27 protein-coding genes are annotated in these 24,106 nt (G+C 66.4%); 14 read left to right on the top strand and 13 right to left on the bottom strand.

What is annotated here, in order from left to right:
- Together Q322_RS24980 and priA are read right to left on the bottom strand one after the other, a co-directional pair.
- Positions 1 to 95, bottom strand: a 95-nt coding sequence (locus Q322_RS24980) for a transposase (RefSeq protein ID WP_162176608.1), incomplete at its 3' end; no start/stop codon positions are given.
- Positions 96 to 153: 58 nt separating this feature from the next.
- Positions 154 to 2,670, bottom strand: a complete 2,517-nt coding sequence (gene priA / locus Q322_RS0110500) for a replication restart helicase PriA (protein WP_029477873.1) — start codon at positions 2,668 to 2,670, stop codon at positions 154 to 156.
- Between the two features lie 131 nt (positions 2,671 to 2,801).
- Here priA and Q322_RS0110495 point away from each other — a divergent pair, with 131 nt between their 5' ends.
- Entirely contained in the window at positions 2,802 to 3,035 is a 234-nt protein-coding gene (locus Q322_RS0110495) for a hypothetical protein (protein WP_029477872.1), read from the top strand.
- A gap of 49 nt (positions 3,036 to 3,084) precedes the next feature.
- On the opposite strand, the gene Q322_RS0110490 is transcribed toward Q322_RS0110495, so the two are convergent.
- The 5 genes from Q322_RS0110490 to ligA form a co-directional block, all read right to left on the bottom strand.
- Entirely contained in the window at positions 3,085 to 3,579 is a 495-nt protein-coding gene (locus Q322_RS0110490) for a divergent PAP2 family protein (protein WP_051668433.1), read from the bottom strand.
- A complete protein-coding gene (gene folD / locus Q322_RS0110485) occupies positions 3,527 to 4,405 on the bottom strand; it encodes a bifunctional methylenetetrahydrofolate dehydrogenase/methenyltetrahydrofolate cyclohydrolase FolD (RefSeq protein WP_029477870.1) in 879 nt (292 codons plus the stop codon). The genes Q322_RS0110490 and folD overlap by 53 nt, the downstream gene beginning before the upstream one ends.
- Complete coding sequence (nusB, locus tag Q322_RS0110480; protein WP_051668432.1) at positions 4,402 to 4,950, bottom strand: transcription antitermination factor NusB; 549 nt, start codon at positions 4,948 to 4,950, stop codon at positions 4,402 to 4,404. Before nusB ends, folD begins: the two co-directional genes overlap by 4 nt.
- A complete protein-coding gene (locus Q322_RS0110475) occupies positions 4,947 to 5,351 on the bottom strand; it encodes an Asp23/Gls24 family envelope stress response protein (protein WP_051668431.1) in 405 nt (134 codons plus the stop codon). The genes nusB and Q322_RS0110475 overlap by 4 nt, the downstream gene beginning before the upstream one ends.
- A 195-nt stretch (positions 5,352 to 5,546) precedes the next feature.
- A complete protein-coding gene (gene ligA, locus Q322_RS0110470; protein WP_029477867.1) occupies positions 5,547 to 7,583 on the bottom strand; it encodes an NAD-dependent DNA ligase LigA in 2,037 nt (678 codons plus the stop codon).
- A gap of 235 nt (positions 7,584 to 7,818) precedes the next feature.
- On the opposite strand from ligA, the gene Q322_RS0110465 reads away from it, so the two are divergent.
- The 5 genes from Q322_RS0110465 to Q322_RS0110445 all read left to right on the top strand — a co-directional run bounded on the left by Q322_RS0110465 (position 7,819) and on the right by Q322_RS0110445 (position 12,205).
- Positions 7,819 to 8,916, top strand: a complete 1,098-nt coding sequence (locus tag Q322_RS0110465; protein WP_029477866.1) for a BMP family lipoprotein — start codon at positions 7,819 to 7,821, stop codon at positions 8,914 to 8,916.
- 90 nt (positions 8,917 to 9,006) lie between these two features.
- Positions 9,007 to 9,825, top strand: a complete 819-nt coding sequence (locus Q322_RS0110460) for an N-formylglutamate amidohydrolase (protein ID WP_034418263.1) — start codon at positions 9,007 to 9,009, stop codon at positions 9,823 to 9,825.
- 282 nt (positions 9,826 to 10,107) lie between these two features.
- Positions 10,108 to 10,488, top strand: a complete 381-nt coding sequence (locus tag Q322_RS0110455) for a RidA family protein (RefSeq protein ID WP_029477864.1) — start codon at positions 10,108 to 10,110, stop codon at positions 10,486 to 10,488.
- Entirely contained in the window at positions 10,485 to 11,261 is a 777-nt protein-coding gene (locus tag Q322_RS0110450; RefSeq protein ID WP_051668430.1) for a hypothetical protein, read from the top strand. Before Q322_RS0110455 ends, Q322_RS0110450 begins: the two co-directional genes overlap by 4 nt.
- Positions 11,258 to 12,205 (top strand): aldo/keto reductase, encoded by a 948-nt coding sequence (locus Q322_RS0110445; protein ID WP_029477862.1) that lies wholly within the window; start codon positions 11,258 to 11,260, stop codon positions 12,203 to 12,205. The genes Q322_RS0110450 and Q322_RS0110445 overlap by 4 nt, the downstream gene beginning before the upstream one ends.
- 2 nt (positions 12,206 to 12,207) lie before the next feature.
- On the opposite strand, the gene Q322_RS0110440 is transcribed toward Q322_RS0110445, so the two are convergent.
- On the bottom strand, positions 12,208 to 12,903 hold the full coding sequence (locus Q322_RS0110440) for a HepT-like ribonuclease domain-containing protein (RefSeq protein WP_034418275.1): 696 nt from the start codon (positions 12,901 to 12,903) through the stop codon (positions 12,208 to 12,210).
- 37 nt (positions 12,904 to 12,940) lie between these two features.
- On the opposite strand from Q322_RS0110440, the gene Q322_RS0110435 reads away from it, so the two are divergent.
- From Q322_RS0110435 to Q322_RS0110430, 3 genes are read left to right on the top strand one after another with little or no spacing between them, the layout of a single operon-like run.
- Positions 12,941 to 13,369: a 4'-phosphopantetheinyl transferase superfamily protein gene (locus tag Q322_RS0110435; RefSeq protein ID WP_029477860.1), complete on the top strand. Its 429-nt coding sequence runs from the start codon at positions 12,941 to 12,943 to the stop codon at positions 13,367 to 13,369.
- On the top strand, positions 13,347 to 14,087 hold the full coding sequence (locus Q322_RS22415; RefSeq protein WP_084147929.1) for an ATP-binding protein: 741 nt from the start codon (positions 13,347 to 13,349) through the stop codon (positions 14,085 to 14,087). The genes Q322_RS0110435 and Q322_RS22415 overlap by 23 nt, the downstream gene beginning before the upstream one ends.
- Positions 14,088 to 14,115: 28 nt before the next feature.
- Positions 14,116 to 15,015: a Cof-type HAD-IIB family hydrolase gene (locus tag Q322_RS0110430; protein ID WP_084147928.1), complete on the top strand. Its 900-nt coding sequence runs from the start codon at positions 14,116 to 14,118 to the stop codon at positions 15,013 to 15,015.
- Here the strand turns inward: Q322_RS0110430 and Q322_RS0110425 are convergent.
- Together Q322_RS0110425 and Q322_RS0110420 are read right to left on the bottom strand one after the other, a co-directional pair.
- The gene (locus Q322_RS0110425) at positions 14,919 to 15,209 is read right to left on the bottom strand and encodes a helix-turn-helix domain-containing protein (RefSeq protein ID WP_029477858.1); all 291 of its coding nucleotides are present in this window, start codon (positions 15,207 to 15,209) and stop codon (positions 14,919 to 14,921) included. The two genes, Q322_RS0110430 and Q322_RS0110425, sit on opposite strands and share 97 nt — an antisense overlap.
- A 27-nt stretch (positions 15,210 to 15,236) precedes the next feature.
- Entirely contained in the window at positions 15,237 to 15,809 is a 573-nt protein-coding gene (locus tag Q322_RS0110420) for a DUF2975 domain-containing protein (protein WP_156952997.1), read from the bottom strand.
- Between the two features lie 101 nt (positions 15,810 to 15,910).
- On the opposite strand from Q322_RS0110420, the gene Q322_RS0110415 reads away from it, so the two are divergent.
- Complete coding sequence (locus Q322_RS0110415; protein ID WP_029477856.1) at positions 15,911 to 16,408, top strand: hypothetical protein; 498 nt, start codon at positions 15,911 to 15,913, stop codon at positions 16,406 to 16,408.
- A gap of 154 nt (positions 16,409 to 16,562) precedes the next feature.
- Here Q322_RS0110415 and Q322_RS0110410 read toward each other — a convergent pair whose 3' ends face one another.
- The 3 genes from Q322_RS0110410 to Q322_RS0110400 form a co-directional block, all read right to left on the bottom strand.
- A complete protein-coding gene (locus Q322_RS0110410; protein WP_245593215.1) occupies positions 16,563 to 16,982 on the bottom strand; it encodes a hypothetical protein in 420 nt (139 codons plus the stop codon).
- A gap of 222 nt (positions 16,983 to 17,204) precedes the next feature.
- On the bottom strand, positions 17,205 to 18,491 hold the full coding sequence (locus Q322_RS0110405; RefSeq protein ID WP_051668429.1) for a class I SAM-dependent RNA methyltransferase: 1,287 nt from the start codon (positions 18,489 to 18,491) through the stop codon (positions 17,205 to 17,207).
- A 39-nt stretch (positions 18,492 to 18,530) separates the two neighbouring features.
- Entirely contained in the window at positions 18,531 to 19,160 is a 630-nt protein-coding gene (locus Q322_RS0110400; RefSeq protein ID WP_034418258.1) for a nucleotidyltransferase family protein, read from the bottom strand.
- A 206-nt stretch (positions 19,161 to 19,366) separates the two neighbouring features.
- Here Q322_RS0110400 and Q322_RS0110395 point away from each other — a divergent pair, with 206 nt between their 5' ends.
- From Q322_RS0110395 to Q322_RS0110380, 4 genes are all read left to right on the top strand, one after another.
- Complete coding sequence (locus Q322_RS0110395) at positions 19,367 to 20,134, top strand: sulfite exporter TauE/SafE family protein (RefSeq protein WP_029477852.1); 768 nt, start codon at positions 19,367 to 19,369, stop codon at positions 20,132 to 20,134.
- The gene (locus Q322_RS0110390) at positions 20,131 to 20,394 is read left to right on the top strand and encodes a hypothetical protein (protein ID WP_029477851.1); all 264 of its coding nucleotides are present in this window, start codon (positions 20,131 to 20,133) and stop codon (positions 20,392 to 20,394) included. Before Q322_RS0110395 ends, Q322_RS0110390 begins: the two co-directional genes overlap by 4 nt.
- Positions 20,395 to 20,465: 71 nt before the next feature.
- Positions 20,466 to 21,596, top strand: coding sequence for a hypothetical protein (locus tag Q322_RS0110385; protein WP_156952996.1), 1,131 nt, complete (start codon positions 20,466 to 20,468; stop codon positions 21,594 to 21,596).
- A 110-nt stretch (positions 21,597 to 21,706) separates the two neighbouring features.
- The gene (locus Q322_RS0110380) at positions 21,707 to 24,067 is read left to right on the top strand and encodes a 3-hydroxyacyl-CoA dehydrogenase/enoyl-CoA hydratase family protein (protein WP_029477849.1); all 2,361 of its coding nucleotides are present in this window, start codon (positions 21,707 to 21,709) and stop codon (positions 24,065 to 24,067) included.
- Positions 24,068 to 24,106: the final 39 nt, after the last annotated feature.

Raw genomic sequence — 24,106 nt, 5'->3', positions numbered from 1 at the left:
TGGCAGTGTGGGCACATCACACCATCAGGCCAACGAAGTTGCCGCACCACTTCAAAACACTTTTCGTCGTCCAGGAGCTGGATGAGACTCAGCATGCCGATAGATGACCAGGGCTGACATAGCTCCCTGGAATCCAGGATGAGCCATTTATATTTACAGACCCCCGCGTGGGTTCACATCCACACGCACCCTGGCCTTCCACGTTCGGCTGTCCAGCACCTTGAGCAGTTCGGCTAGGCGGGCGTCGGTGCGGGCGCGCAGGAACAGATGGTAGGGGTAAACGCCGCGCAGGCGGGCCACCGGGCTGGGCGCGGGGCCAAGGACTTCCTGAGCCTTGGCCCCTGCCGCGTACAGTGCCTCGGCCATCTCCTGGGCAGCAGTCTGGGCGCGCTTGGCCTCGCGGGCCGTGATTTCCACCTGGGCCAACCGGGCGTGGGGCGGGTAGCCCAGCTCCTTGCGGGCGCGTTCCTCTGCCGCCGGGTAGGCCAGGGCGTCGCGCCCATCGGCCAGCACCTTCAGGGCCGGGTGACCTGCCTGGAAGGTCTGCACCAGCAGCAGCGGCGCGCGGGCCGGGTGCCACTCGGCCAGTTGCCGCAGCAGCCGATGATACCGTTCGGAAGCGCGAAAGTCGGACACGTTCAGCCAGGTGTCGGCCAGCGTGATCGCCACCAGCGCCAGATTGGGTGGCGCATCGTGGGCGAGGAGCAGTTGAGTTCCCACCATCACGCCTGGCTCTCCGGCATACAGAGGGGCCAATGGGTCCTGACGGTCCTTATCCATGCGGTAGACGGGCATCCCCGGCAGCAGCTTGCCCACCTCCTGGGCGATCCATTCGGTGCCGGGGCCGCGCGCCTTCCACATCTGCTCGCCGCAGTTGTCGCAGCGGTCCGGCATGGACTCGTGGTAGCCGCACTGGTGGCAGGTCATCTGGCGGGTGGCCTGATGAAAGCGCAGCGGCACGTCGCAGTTGCGGCACTGCGGGGTGTGTTCGCAGTTGGGGCAGCGCAGCAGCGCCGAGTAGCCGCGCCGGGGGGCCAGCAGGGCTGCCTGCCGTCCGCGCTCCTGCACCTGCCGCAGCAACCGGGCCAGATCGTGACTGATCGGGTAGCCCATATCGCCCATGCCCAGATGCGCGCTAGAAAGGGGACCGAGGGCGGGCTGTTCGGGCGGCGTGGCGTAATCCACGACATGCACGCGGGCGCGCGGCGGCGGCAATACTGCGCCGGGCCACGGCACGCTCTCGGCGGCGGGCGTGGCCCCCAGCGCAGCCAGCGGAATGTCATGCGCGGCAGCTACCCGCGCGGCGATGTCCGGCACAAAGGCCCGCGAACCGGAGAGGAGCTTGTGGGCGTCGCTGCCTTCCTCCAGCACCACGATCAGGGCAGGGTCTTGCAGCGGCGCAGCCAGGGCGTGGGCGCTGCCGATGACCAGCCGCGCCGCGCCCCCCCGGACCAGCTCCCAGGTGTGGGCGCGCTGAATGTCGCCAAGCTGCCCGCTGAGCTGCACGGCGCGCGTTCCGGCATGGGCCGCCAATCCCGACAGCCCCTCCCAGGCGCGGCGCAGGGTGGCATGATCGGGGGCGAGGACCAGCACGCCCCGGCCCTGCTCCAGCAGCCGCAGCACACGCGGCGTGAGGGTGCGGAAGCGCGAGGCCGCCCGTCCGCCGTGCAAACGCCACAGAGGAGCCTCTGGCAGACGGTCTGGGAGGGTGTCATCGACCTCGACAGGCACCGCCTCGGGCAGCGCAGGCGGCGGCGCAAGCACCTGCACGGTGTCGGCCCAGCCACGCGCCAGCAGCGTTCCGGCGGCGGTGGGCGACAGCGGTGTGCCGTCCGCGCTCGCGCCGTTGGCCCAGCTACTCAGGGTGTCCTGCGGGCCAGCCTCGTTCAGCCATTTCCAGGCAGGGGGAGGTGGGGCCACTTCGGCCACATAGTGCGCCCCCCCCGCATTTAGGACGCCATTCACGACACTACCGCTGACTCCGGCGGCTTTGGCCCAGCCGCTTAACGTCTCATGCGGACCGTAGTCGCTCAGCCACGCGTGGGCGTGCGTTTGCCGGGGTGTCAACGGTGTGGGCACAGGGATCACGGCATGCAACACCGTCACGGCGCGGGCGGCAGCGGGCACCTCGGCCAGCTCGCGGGCGCGGATCACTCCTCTGGTGCGGGGGCGCAGATCAAAGCGTTCTTCCAGCAGCCCCTGTTCGCGCACGGCGTCCAGCAGGGCGGGATGGAACGCACCCGCGTCGGTCCACAGCGCCGTGGGGGTCTTGCGGGCAAAGGCGCTGAGATCCGCTCCCCCCACCGCGCGGACCGTGTGGAGATAGTCCGCCGTCCAGCCCACGCCCAGCAGGTCACCCCAGATCAGCCCGGCAGGAATGCGGGCATCGTGCGCCCAGGCACACACGCCCGCCACCGTTTGCGGCGTGACCCAGGGACAGACCGGAGTGTCCAGCACATGCACGGTTTCACGCAGGCGGTAAGCGCCGCGCGGCTCGGTCTCGCACACCACCAGACCCACCACCAGTTCGCCGCGCCAGGGAATCAGCACGCGGCAGCCGGTAGGAACCCCAGCACTCCAGCCATGCGGCGCGCTGAAATCCTGCGCTGGCACGGGTAAATTGACCACCACCAGCCAGGGCTTGGGGGGCAGGGCGGGGGCCGGAGTCACATCCCGCAGGCTAGCGCGGCGGTGGCCCGGTCAAGGGTGAGCGAGGGGGGCTGACAGGTCAGACCTCCACCATATTCTCAGCAACTCCATATTCTCAGCAACTCCAGGGGGAGAAATAGCGTAATGGAGGCATGAAAACCACCCGCACCCGCACCGTCAAGGGCAGCTCCAGCCAGGCTCCGAAGTTCAGCCTGAGCAAACTGCTGATCTACGCGCCGATTGCACTTCAGGTCATCGGCCTACTGCGCCGCTCCCAGAAGACCAAACGCGGCAAGTACATCAAGGCGCGCAAACGGGACCGCGCCTTTGACTTTCTGCTCGGTCAGGCAGAGCGCGCAGTGGGAGGCAGGAGAAGCCGCCGTTGAGAGAGCGGGCAGGCCCGCCACTCCCCCACCCTGCCGCTGATTGCTGTTCCTAAAGCACCCGGAAGGCCAGGAAGCCCGCACCGATGCCCAGCAGGGTGCCCACCAGCACCTCCAGATAGGTGTGGCCCAGCAGCACCCGCACCGGCAGGGGCGCGAAGCCCGCGCGCACCACGTCGCGCAGTTCGCTGATCAGCTCGTTGAGCAGTGCGCCCTGCTGGCCGCTGGCGTGGCGGACGCCGGTGGCGTCGTACATGACGATCAGGGCGAAAACGGAGCTGATGGCAAAGAGCGCGCTGCCCACGCCTTCAGAGAGACCGACGCCGGTGGTCAGGGCGGAGACCATCGCGCTGTGGCTGCTGGGCATGCCGCCGGTTTCCATGACGGCGGCGGGCCGCCAGCGACGCTCGATCAGCAAGATCAGCAGCACCTTAAAAAGCTGCGCGCCCGTGGAGGCCAGCACCGCCGTCCACAACCAGCGGTTGCTCAGCAGCTCAGCGAACGAGTTCACCGACAGCCCCTGCCTGAACCTGCATCTCGGCGGCATGCACGGTGTTGGCCAGCAGTTGTGCCACGGTCATCGGGCCGACGCCCCCTGGCACCGGGGTCAGCGCCCCGGCCACACTGGCGACCTCCGGGTGAACGTCGCCCACCAGATGGCCCTTGCCCGCCGCGCTCAGCACGCGGTTGATGCCCACGTCGATCACCGTTGCCCCAGGCTTCACCATCTCCGGCGTGATCAGGGCGGGGCGTCCGGCGGCGGCGATCAGCAGGTCGGCCCCCCGGGTCACGGCTCCCAGATCATGCGTGCGGCTGTGGGCGACGGTCACGGTGGCGTCGGCATTCAGCAGCAGCGCGGCCAGCGGGCGGCCCACCAGGTGGCTGCGGCCCACGATCACGGCGCGCACGCCCGCCACTGGAATCCCGTAATGGGCCAGCAGGGACATGATCCCGGCAGGCGTACACGGCGTCAGCGCCGGACGGCCCGCCCACAGCTCGCCCACGTTCAGGGGATGAAAGCCGTCCACGTCCTTGCGCGGATCGATGGCGTGCAGCACGGCGGCCTCAGCAATCTGCGCGGGCAGCGGCAACTGGACCAGAATGCCGTTCACGTCGTCGTCGCGGTTGAGCGTGGCGATCAGATCGAGCAATTCGGCCTGGGAGGTGGCCCCGGGCAGCGCGTGGACGGTGCTGCGCAGGCCCACCTCGCCCGCCTTGCGCGCCTTGCCGCGCACGTAGCTGACGCTGGCGGGATCGTCGCCCACGCGCACGATGGCCAGATGGGGCAGGGCGGGCAGGCGCGAGGCCCGCGCCGCCGCGTCCGCCAGCAGCGCCGCCGCGACGGGCGGCCCGGCCAGCACGCGTGCACTCACCCGCGCTCCTCTGGTCCCCCAGGCTGCCGCACCTCCGGTTCCTGCTCTTCTATCTGGGGCGCGGCGGGGGCCGTCTGCATGCTGCGGCTCAGCCCCGCCAGCACGCCGTTCACAAACTTTCCGGAATCGTCGCCGCCGAACTTGCGCGCGATTCGCACGGCGCTCTCGATCACCGGGGGGTGCGGCTCGCCGGTATAGCCCATCTCGAAGGCGGCCAGCCGCAGCACGTTCAGGTCCGTCTGGGCCATCTGCCCGAAGCTCCAGCCGCGAATGGTGCGGTGCAGGGTCTCGTCGATGGCCGCGCGGTGGGTCTGGAGGCCGTCCACGAGCTGCCGGGCAAAGGTCATGGCCTCCTCGTTCAGGCGCGGGAAGGTGTCGTCGCCCTCACGCATCTGGCCCTCGGCGCGGGTGAAGACCGTTTCCAGCGGCAGGTCGCCCCGGTCCGCCTCGAACAGCGCGCGGAAGGCAAATTCGCGGGCGGCGCGGCGCGTTCCCACGGGCTGGGCGGCCCGGTCCTGAACAGAACGGTCGCGGCGGCGGGTCAAGACTGGCCCTTGGGGGCGGGGGCCGGCACGCACACGCCCTGCACGGTCACGTTGACGGCGCTGACCTTGAGGCCAGTCATCAGCTCGATGTTCTCGCACACGGCGCGCTGCACCTGTGCCGAGACCGCCATCAGGTTCTGCCCGAAATCGACGTTCAGTCCCACGTCCACGCTCACGCTGCCGCCGTCGCGGGTCACGCGCAGGGCGCGGGGTTTGCGTGCGCCGGACTGGTTGCGCAGGACCTCACCCATGTTCAGCGGGGCGGGGGCGACCTCGGTACCCTGGATGCCGGTGATGGTGGTGGCGGCGATGTCTACCAGCACGCTCTGGCTGATCTCGACTTCGGGGCTGGACGCTGGGCTGCTGGGATTAGAACTGGGCTGAATTGGTTTGCTTGCCATGATGGGAACGCCTCCACGCGCGGGCCGAGTGATGCGCCGCGCCAGTGGGGAACAGTTTAGAGGGTGGGGGCGGTGGTGTGGGGTGTGGCGGGCCAGGGTGCACGGGAACCCCCTGCGTCTGCGTGGCCGCCAACCCTTCTCAAGGGGAGCCGAGGGGGCAAACCGTGACGGGGTCCCCTGCACCTCCAGTAACGCTCACGCCACCCCCTTCTCCGCCAGCAACGCCGCCAGCCCGGTCTCGTCCAGCACCTCGACGTCCAGCTCCTGCGCGCGGGTCAGCTTGCTTCCGGCGTCCTCCCCGGCGATCAGGTAAGAGGTCTTGCCCGTCACGCTGCCGGTCACGCGGCCCCCGGCAGCTTCCAGCTCGGCCTTGATGGCGTCGCGCGGGCGGCCCAGGCTGCCGGTGATGACGAAGTTCAGCCCCCTGAGCTGCTCGCCGCGCCGGACTGCCTCCTCCTGGGGATCGACGCCAGCGGCTTTCAGCTTGTTCAGGAGGGTGACGTAACTCTCCTCCTTCAGGGCCACCGCCACACTTGCGCCGATGACCTTGCCCAGTCCTGGCACGGCCTCGATTGCCTCGGGCGTGGCGGCCATCAGCCCATCCAGCGTGCCGAAGGCGTTGGCCAGCGCCTGCGCGTTGCGCTGGCCCACATGGTTCAGGCCCAATGCGTTGATCAGCCGCCACAGCGGGCGGGTCTTGCTGGCCTCCAGCTCGGCCAGGACGTTCTGGGCCTTTTTCTCGCCGCCGCGCTCCAGACCAGCCAGCGTCTCGGCGCTCAGGGCGTACAGATCAGCGGGACCGTGAATCAGGCCCAGCGTCAGCAGTTGCGCGATCAGCTTCTCGCCCACGCCCGCAATGTCCATCGCGCCGCGCGAGACGAAATACTGAACGAGTTTAAAGGTCTGCGCGGGGCAGACCGGATTGACGCAGTAGGTGTTGGCGTCCGCTGGATCGCGCACGACGGGCTGGCCGCACTCGGGGCAGATGTCAGGGAAGACAAAGGGCGGGGCGTCCGCCGGGCGCTTCTCGGTGATCACGCGCATGATCTGCGGAATCACGCCGCCGGACTTGCGGACCACCACCGTGTCGCCGATGTGCAGGTCCAGGGCTGCCACGAAGTCCTGGTTGTGCAGCGTCGCCCTGCCCACCGTGCTGCCCTCAATCAGGCGGGGTGACAGGTGCGCCAGCGGCGTCAGCTTGCCGGTACGGCCCACGTTCACGCTGATGCTTTCCAGCTCCGTTTCCACCTCCTCCACCGGGAACTTGTAGGCGATGGCCCAGCGCGGGGCGCGGCTGGTAAATCCCGCTTCCTCCTGGAGACGCAGGGAATCGAGTTTGAACACGGTGCCGTCGGCGTCGAACTCGAAATTCTGGCGCTGGGCGGTCATGCGGGCGTGGTAGTCGGCGGCGGCATCTACGCCGCTGAGCTGCTCGCTGTGGGTACTGATCGGAAAACCGTGGGCCTGCAACCATGCCAGCACCTCGCCCTGGGTGGTGGCCACAACGCCGTCGCGCCTGCCCAGGGCGTAGAAGATGGCCTTGAGGTTGCGGGTACGCGTCACCTCCGGGTCCTTCTGGCGCAGCGCGCCCGCCGCGCCGTTGCGGGGGTTCTTGAGCAGCGGCGTGCCCAGTTCCTCGGCCTGCGCGTTGTAGGCGGCGAAGTCCGCGCGTCCCATATAGACCTCGCCGCGCACCTCCAGCTCGCCGGTCAGGCCGTCTAAAGACGTGGGAATGCCCGGCACCGTCGCCACCTGCGCGGTCACCATCTCGCCCACTGCGCCGTTGCCGCGCGTGGCGGCCCACTGCAACACGCCGTCCTGGTAATACAGGTTGACGCTCAGGCCATCGATCTTCAGCTCGCCGGTGAGCATGAATTCGTCGTGTTCCGGGGGCAGGTTCAGCGAGCGGGCCAGCTTCTCGCGCCATTCGTCCAGTTCCGCGTCGTCAAAGGCGTTGTCCAGGCTGGTCATGGGCGTGGGGTGGCTGACGGGCTGAAAAACCGCGCTGGGTGCGCCGCCCACCGCCTGCACCGGACTCATCGCCGCGTCCGTCGCCGCCGCCGCACGCTCGGCCCAGTCGGGGTGCTGCGCTTCCAGCGCCCGCAGCCGCCCCACCAGGGCGTCGTATTCATTGTCGGGAATGGTAGGCGCGTCCTGCTCGTGGTAGGCGCGGTTATGCCGGGCCAGGGCGGCACTTAACGTCAGATAGTCGGCGAAGTCGGCCTGATCCATGCCCACAGCGTAGCACCCCCACCGGGTTCGGCTGGAGACGGAATGGCCACCGGAGCGGCGACCTGCCTTGATCCTCGTCGGCACCTGGTCCCAGCGCCGTTCTCAGGCCCCACCAGGTAAACATAACTCCGGTGTGGTCAGATCATGCCGCAGTTTCCGTATACTGTGTTCAAGCAACTCATCTGCCTGCTGTCTGGGCACTTGTCTGGGCACAGCCCACACTGGAGGAACCACCATGAAGAAATTTCTGACCCTGGCCCTGGCCGTCTCCATCTCGCTCGCCGCCGCGCAGACCGTGCGCGTGGGCGTGGCATACGACGCGGGTGGCAAGTTTGACAAGAGCTTTAACCAGAGCGCCTACGAGGGCAGCCTGCGGGCGTCGAAGAAGCTGGGCATTCAGCTCAAGGACTTTGAACCCAGCGATCCCAGCCAGGTGATCCAGGGCGTGCGCTCCTTTGCCAACGAGGGTTTTGATCTGACCATTGGCGTGGGCTTTGCCAACAACGCCAGCATCAGCCAGGTCGCCAAGGAAAACCCGGACCTGTACTTTGGTCTGGTCGACGACATCTCTGACCAGAAGAACGTCGCCAGCCTGACCTTTTCTGAGCAGGAGGGCAGTTATCTGGTGGGCTATCTGGCCGCCATGAACAGCTCGACCGGCGTGGTGGGCTTTGTGGGCGGCATGGACATTCCGCTGATCCACAAATTCGAGGCCGGGTACACGGCGGGCGTCAAGGCCGCCAACCCCAAGGCGCGCGTGATCGCGCAGTACGTGGGCACCACCCCCGACGCCTGGAACAACCCCGGCAAGGCCAAGGAAATCGCGGGCAGCATGCGCGCCAAGGGTGCGGACATCATCTTTGCGGCGGCGGGCGGCTCGGGCAACGGCGTGATCGATTACATCAAGCAGACCCAGTGCGTCAGGGCCGCCAACCTGCCAGCCGGCGTGAGGTTCGCCAGCGACAACTTTAAGGCCGTCAATAAGAGTGCCGCCTACACCAAAGCCTGCACGGGCAACACCCGTCCGATGTTCTTTATCGGCGTGGACAGCAACCAGAACTACCTGGGCGACTTTGACGGCAAACCCACCACCATGAACCACGGCCTGACCAGCATGCTCAAGCGGGTGGACAACGCCGTGTACCAGCTCATCAACGACGTCAAGGAAGACAAGTTTAGGGGCGGCTCGCGCGTCTTCGGCCTCAAGGACGGCGGCGTCGGCTACGCGGTGGACCAGTACAATAAGGCGCTGATCAGCAGCGCTCAGGTGATCAAGGTCGAGGGCATCAAGGCCCGGATCATCAGCGGCAAGATCAAGGTGCCCACCAAGTAAGTCTGTTCTGCCAAGGCGAGGGCGGTCCCGCGTGGACCGCCTTTTGTTGTGTCGGAAGCATGTCCTGGGACTCTGGCCTATGCTGAGGCCATGTCAGACCGCTCTGCGCCCCTGCGCGATCAGCCCCTGCGCGATCAACTCCTGATTGTCACGCCCCACCCGTCGGGGCAGCTTCCAGCGCACATCCTGCGGCAGATGCTGGGCGACGACGTGTTCGATACAGCAAAACGCGAGGCGTTCTTACAGCGCATCTTTCTGGACGGCGACGCCTACACCGATCTGCTGTACTCACTGCCCGGCGCGCGGCACGTCCAGGCTCCCTGGAGCCGCTTTGCCGTGGACCTGAACCGTGACCGGGATGACCGGGTGGACAACGGCGTGATCAAGGAGACGGATTTTGACCGCCAGCCGCTGTACCCCGCAGGCACCGAGATTGCGGACACCGAGCGCGGGGACCGGCTGCGGCGCATCTGGGACACCTTCGACGACGCGGTGAGCGCCAAGCTGCCCGGCGCGCGGCTGATGATCGTGGGCCACAGCATGGCCCCGCACGGCCCCAGGCTAGGCCAGGACACCGGCACGCCCCGCCCCGCCATCTGCCTAATGCCCGGCAGCCAGGACGCGCCCACCTTTCCGCGCGAGCAGTGGGAGGCGCTGCAAGCCGCCGCCGAGAGCGCCTTCGCCGACGTGATCGCCGCCAGCCCATTTCGCCGCGTCACCCTGGGCGAGCCGTGGAGCGTGGACACCCTGAGCCACAACCACAGCCGCCGCAGCGGCGTGCCCGCTTTCGGCATCGAGTTTAACGCGGGACTGCACCTCAGAGACGGGCAGCCGCTGGACGCAGCCATGCGGCAGATGAACGCGGCCTTTGCGGTGTTCGCGCAGGCGGCTCTGGAGCTGGTGAACTGAGCCAATGTGCCCTCGCTCCTCTTTCCCATTTGAGGTGTGTTTCCATCGAAACTTGCCCTCCGCCGCTGTCGTCCTGGGCCTCTGCCCACCCGCTGGAGCGCGAGAACAGCTCCCGGACCCCTCAAGGTCACCACCCAGACGCATTGCATTAAATTCCAGAACGGGCAGCAGAGCGCTGGATATTCTGCCGTACCACGCAGCACGTCATTCTTTACTTCTTCCTCCAGTCGGGTGCAAGTGGGCACATGAATCGCCATCCAGTGGGCCAGGCTACTCTGGGGCATGAGACAGAACATCGGCAGTTCCGCGCCCTGGGAGGCCAGCGTGGGGTACTCGCGCGCCGTGCGAGTGAACAACGTGGTGCATGTGGCCGGGACCACCGCCACCATGGACGGCGAGGTGGTGGGCGTGGGCGACGCTTACGAGCAGACCCGCGTGATTCTGGGAATCATCGGGGACGCACTGCGAGAGACCGGGGCCAGTCTGGAAGACGTGGTGCGAACCCGTATCTTCGTGACCGACATCTCGCGCTGGGAGGAAGTAGGGCGCGCCCACGGCGAGGTCTTCGGGACCATCCGCCCGGCGGCGACGATGGTGCAGGTGTCCGCACTGATTGACCCGCAGCATCTGGTAGAAATCGAGGCCGAGGCCATCATCCCGTGACTCTGGACCGCCACGCCGCGCTGGACGCCCAATTGCGCGAAGCCATGTGCGCCGACGGGCGCATCACGCACGCACTGGCCTACGGCAGTTTCACGCAGGGAACGGCGGACCGGTACAGCGATCTGGAGTACTGGCTTTATCTGGAACCAGAGGCAGAATTTGACGTGCGCGGCTGGCTCGAAACGCTGACGCCCGTTTTTCACTTTGTTATCAACGAGTTTGGCACACCCACGACGATCTTACCGGGATTGCTGCGCGTGGAGCTGCACGCCGTTCCGAACACGCGCCTTGATGACCTGGAGGGGTGGGGCAACGAACACCTCTTTCCCGAACAGATGCTGGTCAAAGATATAGACGGCAGGCTGGCGGCAGCCCTGCACAAGCTGACCTCGAAAGCCCCACCGGACACACAGGCCCGGGCCACGCTGGACCGCGTACTGAACTGGCTGGCCTTCGGGATGAATGTGCTGGCGCGCGGCGAACGGGTTCGGGCGCACGGACTGTTGTGGTGGATTCAGAGTGGGCTGCTGGCTCTGGCCGTCCTGGAGTCGGGTCACACCGATTACCTGCTCAACCCGGCGCGGCTGGCCGAGCAGCGGCTGAACGCGGCAACCCTGCGCCGTTATCAGTCGATCACGGGCGGCCTGAATGATCTGGAGCAGATCTATAGCCATGCAGTGGACTGGACGCTGGAACTGGCCGGAAGTCTCGATCTGACGGTCAACGCCGAACTGGCCAGGGACCTGAGAGAACGTGCGAAGGTGGACGCATGACCTCTCCCCTTCTCGCCCCCAATGCGCCCCGCCTGGGCCTGGGTCTGGCTGCACTGGGACGGCCCGGCTATATCAATCTGGGCCACGGCGCGGATCTGGAAAACAAGGCGGTAGACGCCATGCGGCGGCACGCCTGGCATGTGCTGGACACCGCCTGGGCCGCTGGAATCCGCTACTTCGATGCCGCCCGCAGCTACGGACGCGCCGAGGAATTTCTGGGCGGCTGGCTGAAGGCGCGCGGCCACGCGGCGACCGTCGGCAGCAAGTGGGGCTACACCTATGTCGCCGACTGGCGCACCGACGCCGAGACGCACGAGGTCAAGAGCCATGATCTGGACACCTTGAACAGGCAATGGCCCGAAACGCTGGCGGCACTGGGTCAAAGACCCGAGGTGTACCTGATCCACTCGGCCACGCTGGAGACGGGCGTGCTGGAGAATCAGTCGGTGCTGGCGCGTTTAGCAAAACTGGCAGCAGCGGGCGTGCGGGTGGGCCTGTCTACCAGCGGGCCGCAGCAGGCCGACACGCTGCGGCGGGCGCTGGAAGTCACCGTGGACGGCGTCCATCCGCTGAGCGCCGTCCAGGCCACCTGGAACTTGCTGGAACCGTCGGCGGGCGCGGCGCTGGCAGAGGCGCATGCAGCAGGCTGGGCCGTGGTGGTCAAGGAGGCGGTGGCGAACGGACGGTTGACCGGACGCGGGCAGATTCCCCCCGCGCTGGCCGGGGTGTGCGGCGAATTGAACGCCACTCCCGACGCCGTGGCCCTGGCCGCCGCCCTGGCGCAACCCTGGGCCGATGTGGTCCTGAGCGGGGCAACCACCTCGGAGCAGCTTAGGAGCAATCTGCGGGCGCTGCGGCTGAACGCCGACTTCTCTGCGCTCAATGGCCTTGCTCAAGCGCCAGACGCCTACTGGCGGGCGCGGGCCGGGATGGCCTGGAATTGAGACTATTCCTCTCCCCCATTCGCCAGTTCCTGTAAGGCGGGCCGGATGTTAACCAGCTCCGATGTCGCGGTGTGCCACACCAGCACCGGATCAATGCCGAAATAATCGTGCGCCACCAGATTGCGGATGTCGCGCAGGTAGGCCCACGGCACCTGCGGATGGCGGTCCTCCACGCTCTGAGGAATGAATTTGGTGGTCTCGCCTAGCCGCGCGAGGTTGCGGAGTACGGCGTCGCGGGTCAGTTCGTCGGCCAGGAAGCTGTCCAGGGTGTGGCCCGCCGTGTAGGCACGCACGCGTTCCAGGGCGTCCAGCACGTCATGCACGCGCCACAGCCAGCGTTTGCGGCGAAAGGTGGTCTGGGGGTGGCGCGGCACCCGGCTCACGTCGACCGCGTCGCTCAGGATTTCGCGGCGCAGTTGCGATTTCAGGCCGCCCTCGGTCAGCACGTCGATGCGGCGGCGCAGGGTGTCTTCGAACAGGTCCTTGACGTGCATCAGGTCCAGCAGGCCCGCCTCGCCCGCGAAGTCCACCAGCAGGTCCACATCTGAGAGATCGGTGGCCTCACCGCGCGCCACCGAGCCGAAAATTCGCACGCGGGCCACGCCCATCCTACGCCAGTCCGCCTCTACGGAGCGGATCAAACGGGCGACTTCTTGCAGGCTGGTGTCGGGAAACAGCGCGGGCACGGATTCGTTCACCCCCCGAAGATACCCGCCGCGCACTAGCATCACGGTCATGATCGTCGCCGTGGGCCATGACCTGATCGAGATCTCGCGTATCCGCGCCATGCTGGAGCGCGAGGGACCACGCGCCGGCAAGCTGTTCGCGCCCGAGGAACTGGTCTACTGCGCCCGCCTGAGCGACCCGGCCCCCAGCCTGGCCGCCCGCTTCGCCGCCAAGGAAGCCTTTCAGAAGGTCTGGCCGCGTCCGCACGGCTGGCGCGATGTGTGGGTGGTGCGCCGCGCCACGCCGGACGGCCCCTTTCCCTTTTCGCGGCCTGCGCTGGCCTTTGTTCCCGCCATCGAGGAAGAGATGCGCGCGCGCGGCTGGGTGGCCCACCTGACGCTAACGCACACCAAGGAACACGCCTCGGCGGTGGTGGTTTTAGAAGAGCGAGAAACGCAGCCTCTAAACTATCAAAATGAACGAGAACACGCTGAATGAAGTTCTTCAGATGGTGGAAGTTGTGGACGTCGATTTCAAGCGCACCTTCCCGCCAAACTACTTTGATCCCAGTAAAAAGAGCAGTGAACGCGAGAAGGCTCGTGCAGAGCTGGTAAAAGATGTGGCAGCGCCGGCCAATGCCGAAAGTACCAATCCAGGTTATCTCGTCTACGGAATAAATGATCAAGATGGGCAACGCAAAGTATTCAGGCGAAACGATATAGAGCGCGAAGACGAGAGTATATTGAGTAGCTTCCTCGCAAAATACTTAGATCCAGCGCCCAAAATTGAATATGGCGAATTCAAGCGTGATGGCGAAGTGGTTGGATTACTTCAAGTTTACCGAGTGCCGGAATACCCTCACGTAATTCGCCAAAATTTAGGCAACTCAATTTATGCAGGTCAAGTATTTTATCGCGAAGGCACAAGCACAAAGCTGGCTTTGCATGAGCGGCTGGCCGCTATGTTCAGAGACGCAAAACCTTTCAACGTCAGAAGAAGCAGCGAGGAGTTGCGAACAATATCCTTGGACCTGCAAAAGCAAGGTTGGCACACCAGTTGGATTCCTGAGCATGAAATGAACGAGCGCCTACAAGAAGGAGGTCTACTAGTGTATAAAGCTGGCACCCGTCGGCCTTACAGAACTAACAGTGATTTTGCAGCTACAGCCTGGGAATATTTAATGAAACGCCGTCCTCAGCAAAGTCCACTCAAATGATTTATCCATCTCCACGCTAAGCTGGCCCATGCCCATCCGCCTGATCGCCACCGATCTGGACGGCACGCTGCTGCGCCCGGACCTGAGCGTCAGCCCGCGCACCCGCCGGGCGCTGGACGCGGCGCGGGCGGCGGGCATGGTGGTTGTTCCGGTCACGGCGCGCCAACCGCGCGGAGTTCAGCGGATCGCGGAGATGGCGGGCTTCATGGAGTGGGCGCTGTGTAGCAACGGCGCATATGGTGTTCACCTGACCACCGGAGAAGTGTTGTTCGAGGCACATGTGGAGGCGGCAGTACAGCGCGCTCTGGCCGAGGCGCTGGCTGAACGCATTCCCGGCGTCTTATTCGTCAGCGTGCGGCGAGGCGGTGAGGCCTTCGTGGCGCAGACCGGGTACGCCGACATCGCCCACTTCGAGGACCACAAGCGCGAGCCGGGCGAGATGGGCGCGGCCCCCCTGGACCAGGTGCTGGCCGAGCCGAGCCTGAAGTTCATCGTGCGCCACCCGGCACTGACCCCGCGCGAATTGCTGACCGAATTACATGCCCTGAACCTGGGCGGTTATGCCGTGACCCACAGCGGCGCACCGTTTCTGGAGGTGCTGGCCGAGGGCGTCAGCAAGGCGTGGGGCCTGGCGCGGCTGTGCGGCAGTCTAGAGATCGCCCAGTCCGAGGTTCTGGCCTTCGGTGACGCCCCCAACGACGCCGAGATGCTGGCCTGGGCCGGGCGCGGCGTGGCGATGGCGAACGCAGAAGAAGAAGCCCTGGCGGCGGCGGACGAGATGACCCTCAGCAACGCGGAGGACGGCGTGGCGGCGGTGATCGAGCGGCTCCTTCACCTGGCCCCACCCGGTGTTGCGGCTGCTGGCCCGGCATCGACTGCCCCGGCGTCGACTGGTCCAGGGTCTTCTGAATCCAGCCCGTCCGGCTGATAATCCAGCAGATCGCCCGGCACGCAGTCCAGTGCGGCGCACAGCGCGGCCAGCGTCTCGAAGCGCACGCCTTTGACCTTGCCGGTCCGCAGCAGCGAGAGGTTGGCCTCGGTGATGCCGATCTCGGCGGCCAGGTCCTTGCCCCGGCGTTTGCGGCGGGCCATCATCACGTCCAGGCGCACGACGATGGGCATCAGGTTCCCTCCATCAGCACAGCCCCGTCAGACAAAGCTGTCGCTCTCGGCCTTGAGGTCGCTGGCCGTGTGCAACACGTCTTTCAAGAGGTCGGCGATCATGATCAACAGCCCACCCAGCACGCCCAGAGTCACCGCTTCCGAGCTGAGCGCAAGGCCGAAGCCCCCCCGCGCCTCCAGCCAGCGCGTCCCGCTGGGAACGATCACTGTCGTGAGCGCCGCGCTCAGCAGCAGCGCGGTCCCCACCCGCCGCAGCAACCGCGCGGTCGCCGCATTCCACAGTTCCCCTGCGCCCAGGTACCGCAGGTATTTCTGGGCTTCCCAGACCGCTGCCACCACGGCCAACGCGGGGGCGGCCAGCAGCGCCCGCTGACTGAGCCAGGTCAGGATCTCCCGGAAGGGTACGCCGGTCGCCTGGCCGACCGCGCGCCATTCGCGCACCTGCAAGATCAGGGGCTTTAGAAAGTCTGAGACAACAATCGAGAAAACGATGCCCACGAACAGGTACAGCGACAGCATCCACAGCCACCTGGCCCGGCCCGCCGCGCGCTTCCGGGCCGTCTCCCAATTCAAGCGCCGCCCCTGTTCCTGTCTCGTCATGAAACAACAATATATTATTGTGAAGCAGTAATCAATACCGGGGCAGGCAGATGGTCTCTCATCTGACAGCCTGACCGGACCCGCACCGTGTACGCTGGGGTATGAACGCCAATGTGTCGGTTGAAGTGTTGACGGTGGCCCTCGCCCTGCTGGTCCTGCACCCGTCGGCGCTGGCGCAGAGCGGCACGCCGGTGCCCGCCAGGCCCCCGTCCACCGCCCCGGCCACGGGACAGCGCACCGCCGCCGAGCAGGCTGCGCTGACGCGTGGGCGGGCGCTGATGACCGAGTTTCTGGCGGTCAAGCTAGACCGGCTGTGGAACGTCTTTACGCCGGACGTGCAGGGGCAGTGGGGCACCCTCAACGGCTTCACCGCCTTTCGCAAAACGGGCGTCGAGCAGTACGGCAGAGAAACCAAACTGGTGCGCGAGCGGACCTTCATGCAGGGGGGCGAGGCGGTGTATGTCCGCAGCAGCATTTATCAGAAGTATCCGGATCAGGTCTGGGCTTTCGTGATGGGCTTCACCGGCGATAAGGTCACCACCTTCGGTGTACTGTTGGAAGACGAGCGCACGGACGACCCGGTGGCGCTGGGGAACTGAGCGCCCATTAAGTGCATTTGTTAGAAGAGTGATCCGCTTTTGACCGAACAAAGTGAGTGGATTTCCCCGGGTATTTGGGACTGGTACAGCTCCGTAGGAAAGAATGGAAGCGCCGGGACTCTCCTTTCCCAGCGCTGTCCTTCGGGCAGATGCTTTACGGCCCGCTTTGCTGCACCAGCACCTGACCGTCGCCGTTGGCCACGGTAAAGGTGTACTGCTGGGTCTCCAGTTTCTGCCAGCCCATGCGCTGGTCCCCGCAGGCGGCGGGCAGGTCCACCTGCGACGCTGTGGGATAGCGGTTGCCCACGCTGCCCTGCCGGAACGTTTCCAGCGCGCAGGCCAGGGCCATAGCGCAGTTCTGCGCGGCGGCGCGGGCCGTGACATCGCCCGCGTTGGTCGCGGCATGGTCAGACTGCCGGGCCTTCAGTTCGGCCACCTCGGTTTCCAGCGCGGCGACTCGAGCGCTGAGGGCGGCGAGATGCGCGGCCTGCCCGGCGGGGAGGCGCTGGTCCGGAGCCGGGGGCCGACAGCCGCCCAGGAACAGCAGCGGGAGGAGCAGGAGGCCAGCCTTCACGCGGTTCACGCTAGCGCCTGGAGCATTTGTCCGAATTACAGCATCGGGAAAAGAGACTCCCAATGCTTCCATTCTCCCAAATGCTCGGCAAAATTCACTCACTGTCTTGGGCAGAACAGACGCCCGTGAGGACGCTTGCCCGCCCGTTCGGCCAAAAGTGAAGAACTCTTTTGACAAATGCTCTAAGGTTCAGGCGCGCGTAAAGCTCTTGCTCACCAATTTTCAGCGGTTCAGCACGCTGACGATCTCGATGTGACTGGTCTGCGGGTAGAAATCGTGGGGGGTGACCTCGCCCAGTTTCCAGCCGCGCCGCACCAGATCGCCCACGTCGCGCGCCCAGGTGGCCGGATCGCAGGAAATGTAGACCAGGCGGTCGGCGGTGCTGGAATCGATGTGAACGCGCGCCCCCTCCTCCAGCCCGGCGCGCGGCGGGTCCACCACGATCACGTCCGTTCCCAGTTCGCTGAAGCGGGCGGCGTCGCCGTCGCGGTAGGTCACGTTGGATTCTGCTCCCCCCGCCGCAACACTCTCGGCCACGTCCTGCCGTCCACGCGCCAGCGCTTCGGGCGAGGCGTCCAGCACGGTCACGCGCCGGAAATTGGGGGCCAGATGGCGGCCAATTGCGCCCGCGCCGCCGTAGAGGTCCACGGCATGTTCGCCGTGTCCGGCCAACTCGGTGGCCCGCAGGTAGGCCAGCCCCGCCGCCGCCGGGTTAACCTGCGCGAAGCCGGTGGCGCTCACGCTAACCTGCACGCATCCGAACTGCTCGCGCACGTCGGCCTCTCCGGCGATCAGGCGCACGCCCGCGCTGAAGCGGCGTCCGGCGGGCTGGGCCAGCGACACGCCCACCACCCCGGCCTCCATCAGGTGTTCGCTGGCCCGCTGGAACGCGCGGGGTTCCCCGGCCCCGATCAATGCCGCCACCACCTCGCCGGTCAGGGCGCTGGCACGGAAGGCGACTTCTGTGGCGGGGTCAAGATGAACCGGATCAATCTTGTTCACGATGGCCGAGATGGCGTCCATGACCAGCGGATCACCCTCCACCACCAGCGGATCATTGCCGCGCCGTTCGCGGTAGGCCAGCCCCGTGGGCGTGACCAGATACTGCGCGGTGTTGCGGTACTGCCACTCGCTGGGACTGGGCACGGTCTCGCCGACCTCATGCTCCAGTTTGGCAATCCGGCTCAGCGCCTCCTGCACAAAGTCCCGTTTGTAGCGCAGTTGGGCGGCGTAACTGGCGTGGCCCAGATCGGCGGTGGGCAGATTCGGGCCGTCCACGCGGTCCGGGCTGGCCGTCAGCACTTCCAGCGTCACGCCCTGGCGCACGCCCCGGCCCGCGCGCACACTGGCCCGCACGCGCTCGCCGGGCAACGCGCCGCGCACCAGCACCACGCCGCCCTCGTCGCGGGCCAGCCCCAACCCTCCCGCGACCAGTTTCTCTATATCCAGCGTCAGCAGTTCAGATGGTAGGGCGGGCGGGCGTTCGGAGTGGGGGGCAGCTTCAGACATCAGACCTTTAAGGTAGCGCGGCGCAGGCGAGGCAACCGTTCAGCCCCTTTCCTTCAGCGCCGCCTCCGCCTGTGGCAGCCCTTCGGGCGTGTCCACATCCAGCAGCAGGGCGGCAGGAAAATTCAGCGTTACCGACGCCCGACGGTGTGCCGCGATGACCTGCCGGGGGCCGTGATCGGCATCGGGCAAAGTCAGCAATTCGGGCAACAGGTCCGCGCGCAGAAGATGCGGCGGGGCGCGCACGGCCCCACTTCCCTCACCATAAGCGGCCATCACGACAGGAGCGTTCGTCTCCCGAAAAGCGGAGAGCAGCGCGCCATACAGCTCCGCCGTCACCAGCGGCATGTCCGCCAGCGCAAAGGCCGCCCCGCCCAGACCGGAGGGCAGATGCGCGGCGGCCACCCGGAAGGAGGAGGCCAGCCCCAGTTCCGGCTGCGGGTTGACCACAAAAGCGAACGGCAGGTCAGCCAGCGCCGCGCGGATGCCCTGGCCCACCTTGCCGGGGGGAAGCATGACCAGAAGAGGGGAATACACCCTGGCCAGCGCCTGTGCCGCGTACAGGCACAGCGGCTGCCCGTTCAGCACGGCCAACTGCTTGGGACGGCCCATGCGCGTGCTGCGGCCAGCGGCGAGGAGCACGCCCGCGACGGGAAGGGGTTCGGGGGGCATGGGACATGGTAGTGGACGGGGAGGTGAAGCAGAGGGGCAGACCGGCCCCTGATCAGACAAGACCCTGATCAGCCCGGGCAGCACAGATCAGACCGACCACCACAGGTCAGCCCGGCCACCAAATATTACGGCACGCCAACGAGGGGTCCTGGCCAGGCAGCCTCCAGACCCGCCTGCCGTGTTAGCCTCTGGGCCGTGAGACAGTCGTGATTTCTGCCCTGACGCTGGCCGTGATCGCCGTGGGGCTGCTGGCCGGGGTGCTGGGCGCGATCCTGGGCCTGGGCGGCGGCGTGGTGGTGGTGCCCGCCCTGGAATTCGTGCTGCCGCGCTTCGGCCAGGAGATCACCATTGGACAGGCGGTGGCGATCAGCCAGATCGGGGTGCTGGCGGTGGGCCTCAGCGGGGCCGCCGCATACCTGCAACGCGGCCTGGTGCGCGCCCGCACCGGCTACCTGCTCTCGCCGTACACCATCCTGGGCGGCGCGGTGGGCAGTTTCCTGGGGCTGGTGCTGCCCGCGCGGGCCGTGGCGACGGTGTTCGCCGTCTTGCTGCTGTACTCCGCGTATAACCTGCTGCGCGGCCTCAAGCGGGTGGAGGCCGAGCGCGAACCCAGCCGACTTGTCCCGCCCGCCATGACCTTCGCTGGCGTCATGAGCGGCCTGCTGGGTATCGGCGGCGGCACGGTGCAGGTGCCGGTGCTGAACCTGATGGCCGGCGTCCCGATCCGCGAGGCCATTGCCACCAGCACCTTCATCATGGGCCTGACCGCCGTGGGCAACGCGCTGGTGTACCAGGCCGGAGGGCTGCTGGACCTGCGCCTGGCCGCCGGGGTGGCCCTGGGCGTGCTGATCGGCGCGCGGGCCGGGGCTGGCCTGCAAAGCCGCATTCCCGCCGACCGATTAAAACTGGTCTTCAGCCTGCTGCTGATCTTTACGTCCGGGCAACTGCTGTGGAAATACTGGGGGGGCGCGTGACCGACAGTCCCACAGAGGTCTCCGGGCTGCCGTCCTGGCTGTATCCCGCCGGATTCTGGGTGGGCGTGGCGCTGCTAGGGCTGGCCGTGTTGTTCCCGGACCTGGCCGCCGTGGGCGTGGCCTGGATCGGCGCAGTGCCAGTGCTGGCGGCCCTGTGGGTGGCGGTGGCCACCTGGAATAAAGACCGCCGTCTGAGCGTGGCCGCGCTGCTGGCGTTGGCGGGGCTGGTGACGGTGTTCTTCGTCAAGCAGTTGATCTGAACCCGGGTCACGCGTGCCCTTCGTAACCGCTGGCACGCCCGCCCCCTTCCTGCCCCCGCTACCCTGAGCGTATGCGTATGCGCCCGCTGCTGATCGCCGCCCTGCTGACCTCGCTGGCCTGTGCGGCCTTTGCCCAGACCACGCCCGAGGAATTGGCCGGGGCGCTGCAAGCCGCCGCACGCAGCGGGGACGCTGCCGCCTATCAGAAACTCCTGCACTCAGAGGGAACCTTCGCGGTGGAAGGCCCCAACTTCGCTGCCGATCTGGACCGGGTGCCGCAGCCCAGCGCCGTCTTTCGATTCTCGGAGGTGGCGGTGGAAGGTGATCAGGCCCGCGCCAATCTGAACCTGAGCTGGGAGCGTCAGCCGGAGCAGGTGTCGCGGGTGTCGCTGCCTGTCACGCTGTTCAAGGCAGGCGCAGTCTGGCGTTATGGCGGTGAGGCCCTCCGCACCTTGCCTGCCGGGGAATACTCGTTGCTGGCACTGGACGTGTCGGGCCTGCCCCTGCGGGCTGCCGCCATCGCGCCGCTGCTCTCGCGGGCCGCCGAGCGGGTGCGCGACACCCTGGGTTTGAAGGTGCCGAATGCCGCCACCATCAAGGTGTACCCCAACATGACGGTTCTGAGTGCCAGCGTTGCCCTGTCTATGCAACCCGTCGGCGGCTGGAACGAGCCAGGCGAGTCAATCAAGCTGGTGCTGCCGGGCAGCGCGAATCCTGATCAGGAATTGCTGCGCGTGCTGTCCCACGAATTCACGCACCTGAGCGTGTCGGGGGCGGCGGGCCAGAGGCGAGACAAACGCATTCCCTGGTGGCTGCACGAGGGGCTGGCCGACTTTGTGGCGCGGGCATACTGGACACCAGGAGCCGCTGAAAGCCGCCGGGAGCGCGTGGCCGGGTACGCGAAGGGAGACTGGATGCCACTGTCTGACCTGACCGACTTCAACGCCGTTCCTGAAAGCCGCTGGAAGTACGTCTATGCGCAAGGACTGGGCCTCGTCGAATTTCTGGCAGAGACGAAAGGGAAACAGGCCTCGGTGAAACTGGCGCTGGCTTTCGCGGAGGTTGGGGAGGCGGATGGGGCGGCGAGGGCACTAGGTTTTGACTCGTTCGCAGACCTCGAAACGCAGGTGCGGGCGTGGCTGGTGATGCGTGGCAGTAGCGTGGCGATCAGCTCTGACACCGCAGAGGCTGAATCCAGGTGAAGATTTGCCTCACCCTCTGCGGTGGACAATGACCCTGCCCCTGCATTAAAATTTGAACCGAGTCTAAATTTATTCATCCGGTCCTATTCGCCGTCTCTCTAGGAGGTTCCATGAAGATTCAGCCCCCCCGTATTCAGAAGGCTGCCGTGATCGGCGCGGGTGTGATGGGCGCTGCCATCGCCGCGCAACTCGCCAACGCGGGTATTCCCGTGATGCTCCTCGACATCGTGCTGCCGGACAACCCGGACCGTAATTTCCTGGCGAAACAGGGCATTCAGCGGGCGCTCAAGGCCCGCCCAGCCGCGTTCATGGATAAGTCCCGCGCGGCACTGATCACCCCCGGCAACCTAGAAGACGATCTGGCGAAACTCAAGGACGCCGACTGGGTGCTGGAAGCCATCATCGAGAAGCTGGACGCCAAGCGCAGCCTGTGGGAGCGCGTGGAAGGGGTAGCGAAGAAGACCGCCATCATCTCCAGCAACTCGTCGGGCATCCCCATGCACCTGCAAATCGAGGGCCGGGGCGAGGACTTTCAGCGCCGGTTCGTGGGCGCGCACTGGTTCAACCCGCCGCGCTACCTGCACCTGCTGGAAGTGATTCCCACCCCCAAGACCGATCCCGAAGTGGTGCGGACCTTCAGCGAGTTCGCCGAAACCACGCTGGGCAAGGGTGTGGTCATCGCCAACGACGTGCCGGGCTTCGTCGCCAACCGGATTGGCGTCTACGGCATCATCCGCGCCATGAAGCATATGGAGGAAGCTGGGCTGACCCCCGCGCAGGTGGATCAACTGACCGGGCCGGTGCTGGGCCGCGCCAGCTCCGCCACCTTCCGCACCGCCGATCTGTCGGGTTTGGACATCATCTACCACGTCGCCAACGACATTGGCAAGGTCACGCCGGACGACGAGGATTTCAGCCTGACTGACAGCTTCCGCACGCTGGTGGAGGACAAGAAGTGGCTGGGCGACAAGACCGGCAGCGGCTTCTATAAGAAGACCAAGGACGAGAAGGGCAAGACCAAGATCCTGATCCTCAACCTCGATTCGATGGAGTACGAAGATCAGGGCCGCGTCAAGGTAGACGCCGTCGAAGCCGTGAAGGGCAAGCCGCTGGCCGAGCGCGTGAAGACCCTCTACACCGCCGAGGGCAAGGAGGGCGAGTTCCTGCGCGGCGTGATGAATGACGGGTTCTGGTACGCCGCCAAGATGGCCGGGAACGTAAGCAACCGCCTCCAGGACATTGACAACGCGCTGAAGTGGGGCTTCGGCTGGGAGCAGGGGCCGTTTGAAACGATGGATACGCTGGGCGTGCAAACTGTCATTGGCAATCTGGAGCAGGAAGGGCGCACCCTGCCGCCCCTGCTCCAGTCTATGAAGGACAGCGGGCGCGAGAAGTTCTATGAGGGCGAGGAAACGGTCACGCCCGAAGGTCAGCCGACGAAGTACGAAGCGCCTTATTTCATCCTGACCGATCTGAGAAAAGACGTTTCCAGGGTGGTCAAGAAGCGCGGCGGGGCCAGCGTTGTCGATCTGGGCGACGGCGTGTTGCTGGTGGAATGGCACGTCAAGATGAACGCCCTGGGCGAAGACCAGCTCCGCGCCGTGCAGGACGGCCACAAACTGGTGCAGGAGCTGGGCTACGCCGGGCTGGTGCTGGGCAACCAGGGCGAGAATTTCAGCGCTGGGGCCAATCTGCCGCTGGTGCTGTCCCAGGCGCAGGCGGACGAGTGGGACGAGCTGGATGATTCCATCAAGCAGTTCCAGCAGGTCACGACTTCCCTGCGCTTCTCCCCGCACCCCACGGTGGCCGCGCCCTTCGGCCTGACGCTGGGCGGCGGCGCGGAGTTCACGCTGCACGCCGATCATGTCGTCGCCAGTGCCGAGCTGTACATGGGCCTGGTGGAAGTGGGTGTGGGTCTGATCCCCGGCGGCGGCGGCATCAAGGAAATGCTGCTGCGCTTCACCGATCAGTTGCACCCCAGCCAGCAGATCGGCGCAACCATGTTGCCCGCCGTGCAGCGCGCCTTTGAGTTGATCGGCACGGCCAAGACCTCCACCAGCGCCCTGGAAGCCCGTAACCTGGGCTTCCTGCGCGACACCGACACCATCGCCATGAACAGTAACCACATCATTCAGGAAGCCAAGCGGCAGGTGCTGGCGCTGGCCCCCGGCTACGTACAGCCCATCCCCCGCCAGGACATCCCCGTGATGGGCGACGCCGCCATCGCCGCGCTGAAGAGTGCGCTGTACGGCATGCACCAGGGCGGCTTCATCACCGACTACGATCTGGTGGTCAGCCACGAACTGGGCCGGGTGCTGAGCGGCGGCACGGGCAACAACCGCACGGCGAAGGTCAGCGAGCAGCACCTGCTGGATCTGGAACGCGAAGCCTTCCTGACCCTCCTGGGGAAGAAGGGCACGCAGCAGCGGATTGATCACATGCTGAAGACCGGGAAGCCTCTGCGGAACTAGGTCTTTTAGCTCCTCCCCCCTTGTGGGGGAGGCTGGGAG

Origin of the sequence: Deinococcus frigens DSM 12807, assembly GCF_000701425.1 — a bacterium.
Lineage (GTDB): Bacteria > Deinococcota > Deinococci > Deinococcales > Deinococcaceae > Deinococcus > Deinococcus frigens.
This window is presented reverse-complemented; position numbering and strand designations above follow the sequence as displayed.

Excerpts from the sequence above, each read along its gene's own strand:
- Q322_RS0110415 (WP_029477856.1), top strand. The coding sequence starts at position 15,911 with ATGAACGCCAATGTGTCGGTTGAAGTGTTGACGGTGGCCCTCGCCCTG.
- Q322_RS0110435 (WP_029477860.1), top strand. The coding sequence starts at position 12,941 with ATGATCGTCGCCGTGGGCCATGACCTGATCGAGATCTCGCGTATCCGC.
- Q322_RS0110385 (WP_156952996.1), top strand. The coding sequence starts at position 20,466 with ATGCGTATGCGCCCGCTGCTGATCGCCGCCCTGCTGACCTCGCTGGCC.
- Q322_RS0110430 (WP_084147928.1), top strand. The coding sequence starts at position 14,116 with ATGCCCATCCGCCTGATCGCCACCGATCTGGACGGCACGCTGCTGCGC.
- Q322_RS22415 (WP_084147929.1), top strand. The coding sequence starts at position 13,347 with ATGAACGAGAACACGCTGAATGAAGTTCTTCAGATGGTGGAAGTTGTG.
- Q322_RS0110380 (WP_029477849.1), top strand. The coding sequence starts at position 21,707 with ATGAAGATTCAGCCCCCCCGTATTCAGAAGGCTGCCGTGATCGGCGCG.
- Q322_RS0110400 (WP_034418258.1), bottom strand. The coding sequence starts at position 19,160 with ATGCCCCCCGAACCCCTTCCCGTCGCGGGCGTGCTCCTCGCCGCTGGC.
- Q322_RS0110495 (WP_029477872.1), top strand. The coding sequence starts at position 2,802 with ATGAAAACCACCCGCACCCGCACCGTCAAGGGCAGCTCCAGCCAGGCT.
- Q322_RS0110460 (WP_034418263.1), top strand. The coding sequence starts at position 9,007 with ATGTCAGACCGCTCTGCGCCCCTGCGCGATCAGCCCCTGCGCGATCAA.
- Q322_RS0110455 (WP_029477864.1), top strand. The coding sequence starts at position 10,108 with ATGAGACAGAACATCGGCAGTTCCGCGCCCTGGGAGGCCAGCGTGGGG.
- ligA (WP_029477867.1), bottom strand. The coding sequence starts at position 7,583 with ATGGATCAGGCCGACTTCGCCGACTATCTGACGTTAAGTGCCGCCCTG.
- Q322_RS0110475 (WP_051668431.1), bottom strand. The coding sequence starts at position 5,351 with ATGGCAAGCAAACCAATTCAGCCCAGTTCTAATCCCAGCAGCCCAGCG.
- Q322_RS0110490 (WP_051668433.1), bottom strand. The coding sequence starts at position 3,579 with ATGCCGCCGAGATGCAGGTTCAGGCAGGGGCTGTCGGTGAACTCGTTC.
- Q322_RS0110465 (WP_029477866.1), top strand. The coding sequence starts at position 7,819 with ATGAAGAAATTTCTGACCCTGGCCCTGGCCGTCTCCATCTCGCTCGCC.
- Q322_RS0110445 (WP_029477862.1), top strand. The coding sequence starts at position 11,258 with ATGACCTCTCCCCTTCTCGCCCCCAATGCGCCCCGCCTGGGCCTGGGT.
- Q322_RS0110405 (WP_051668429.1), bottom strand. The coding sequence starts at position 18,491 with ATGTCTGAAGCTGCCCCCCACTCCGAACGCCCGCCCGCCCTACCATCT.
- Q322_RS0110420 (WP_156952997.1), bottom strand. The coding sequence starts at position 15,809 with ATGACGAGACAGGAACAGGGGCGGCGCTTGAATTGGGAGACGGCCCGG.
- Q322_RS0110425 (WP_029477858.1), bottom strand. The coding sequence starts at position 15,209 with ATGCCCATCGTCGTGCGCCTGGACGTGATGATGGCCCGCCGCAAACGC.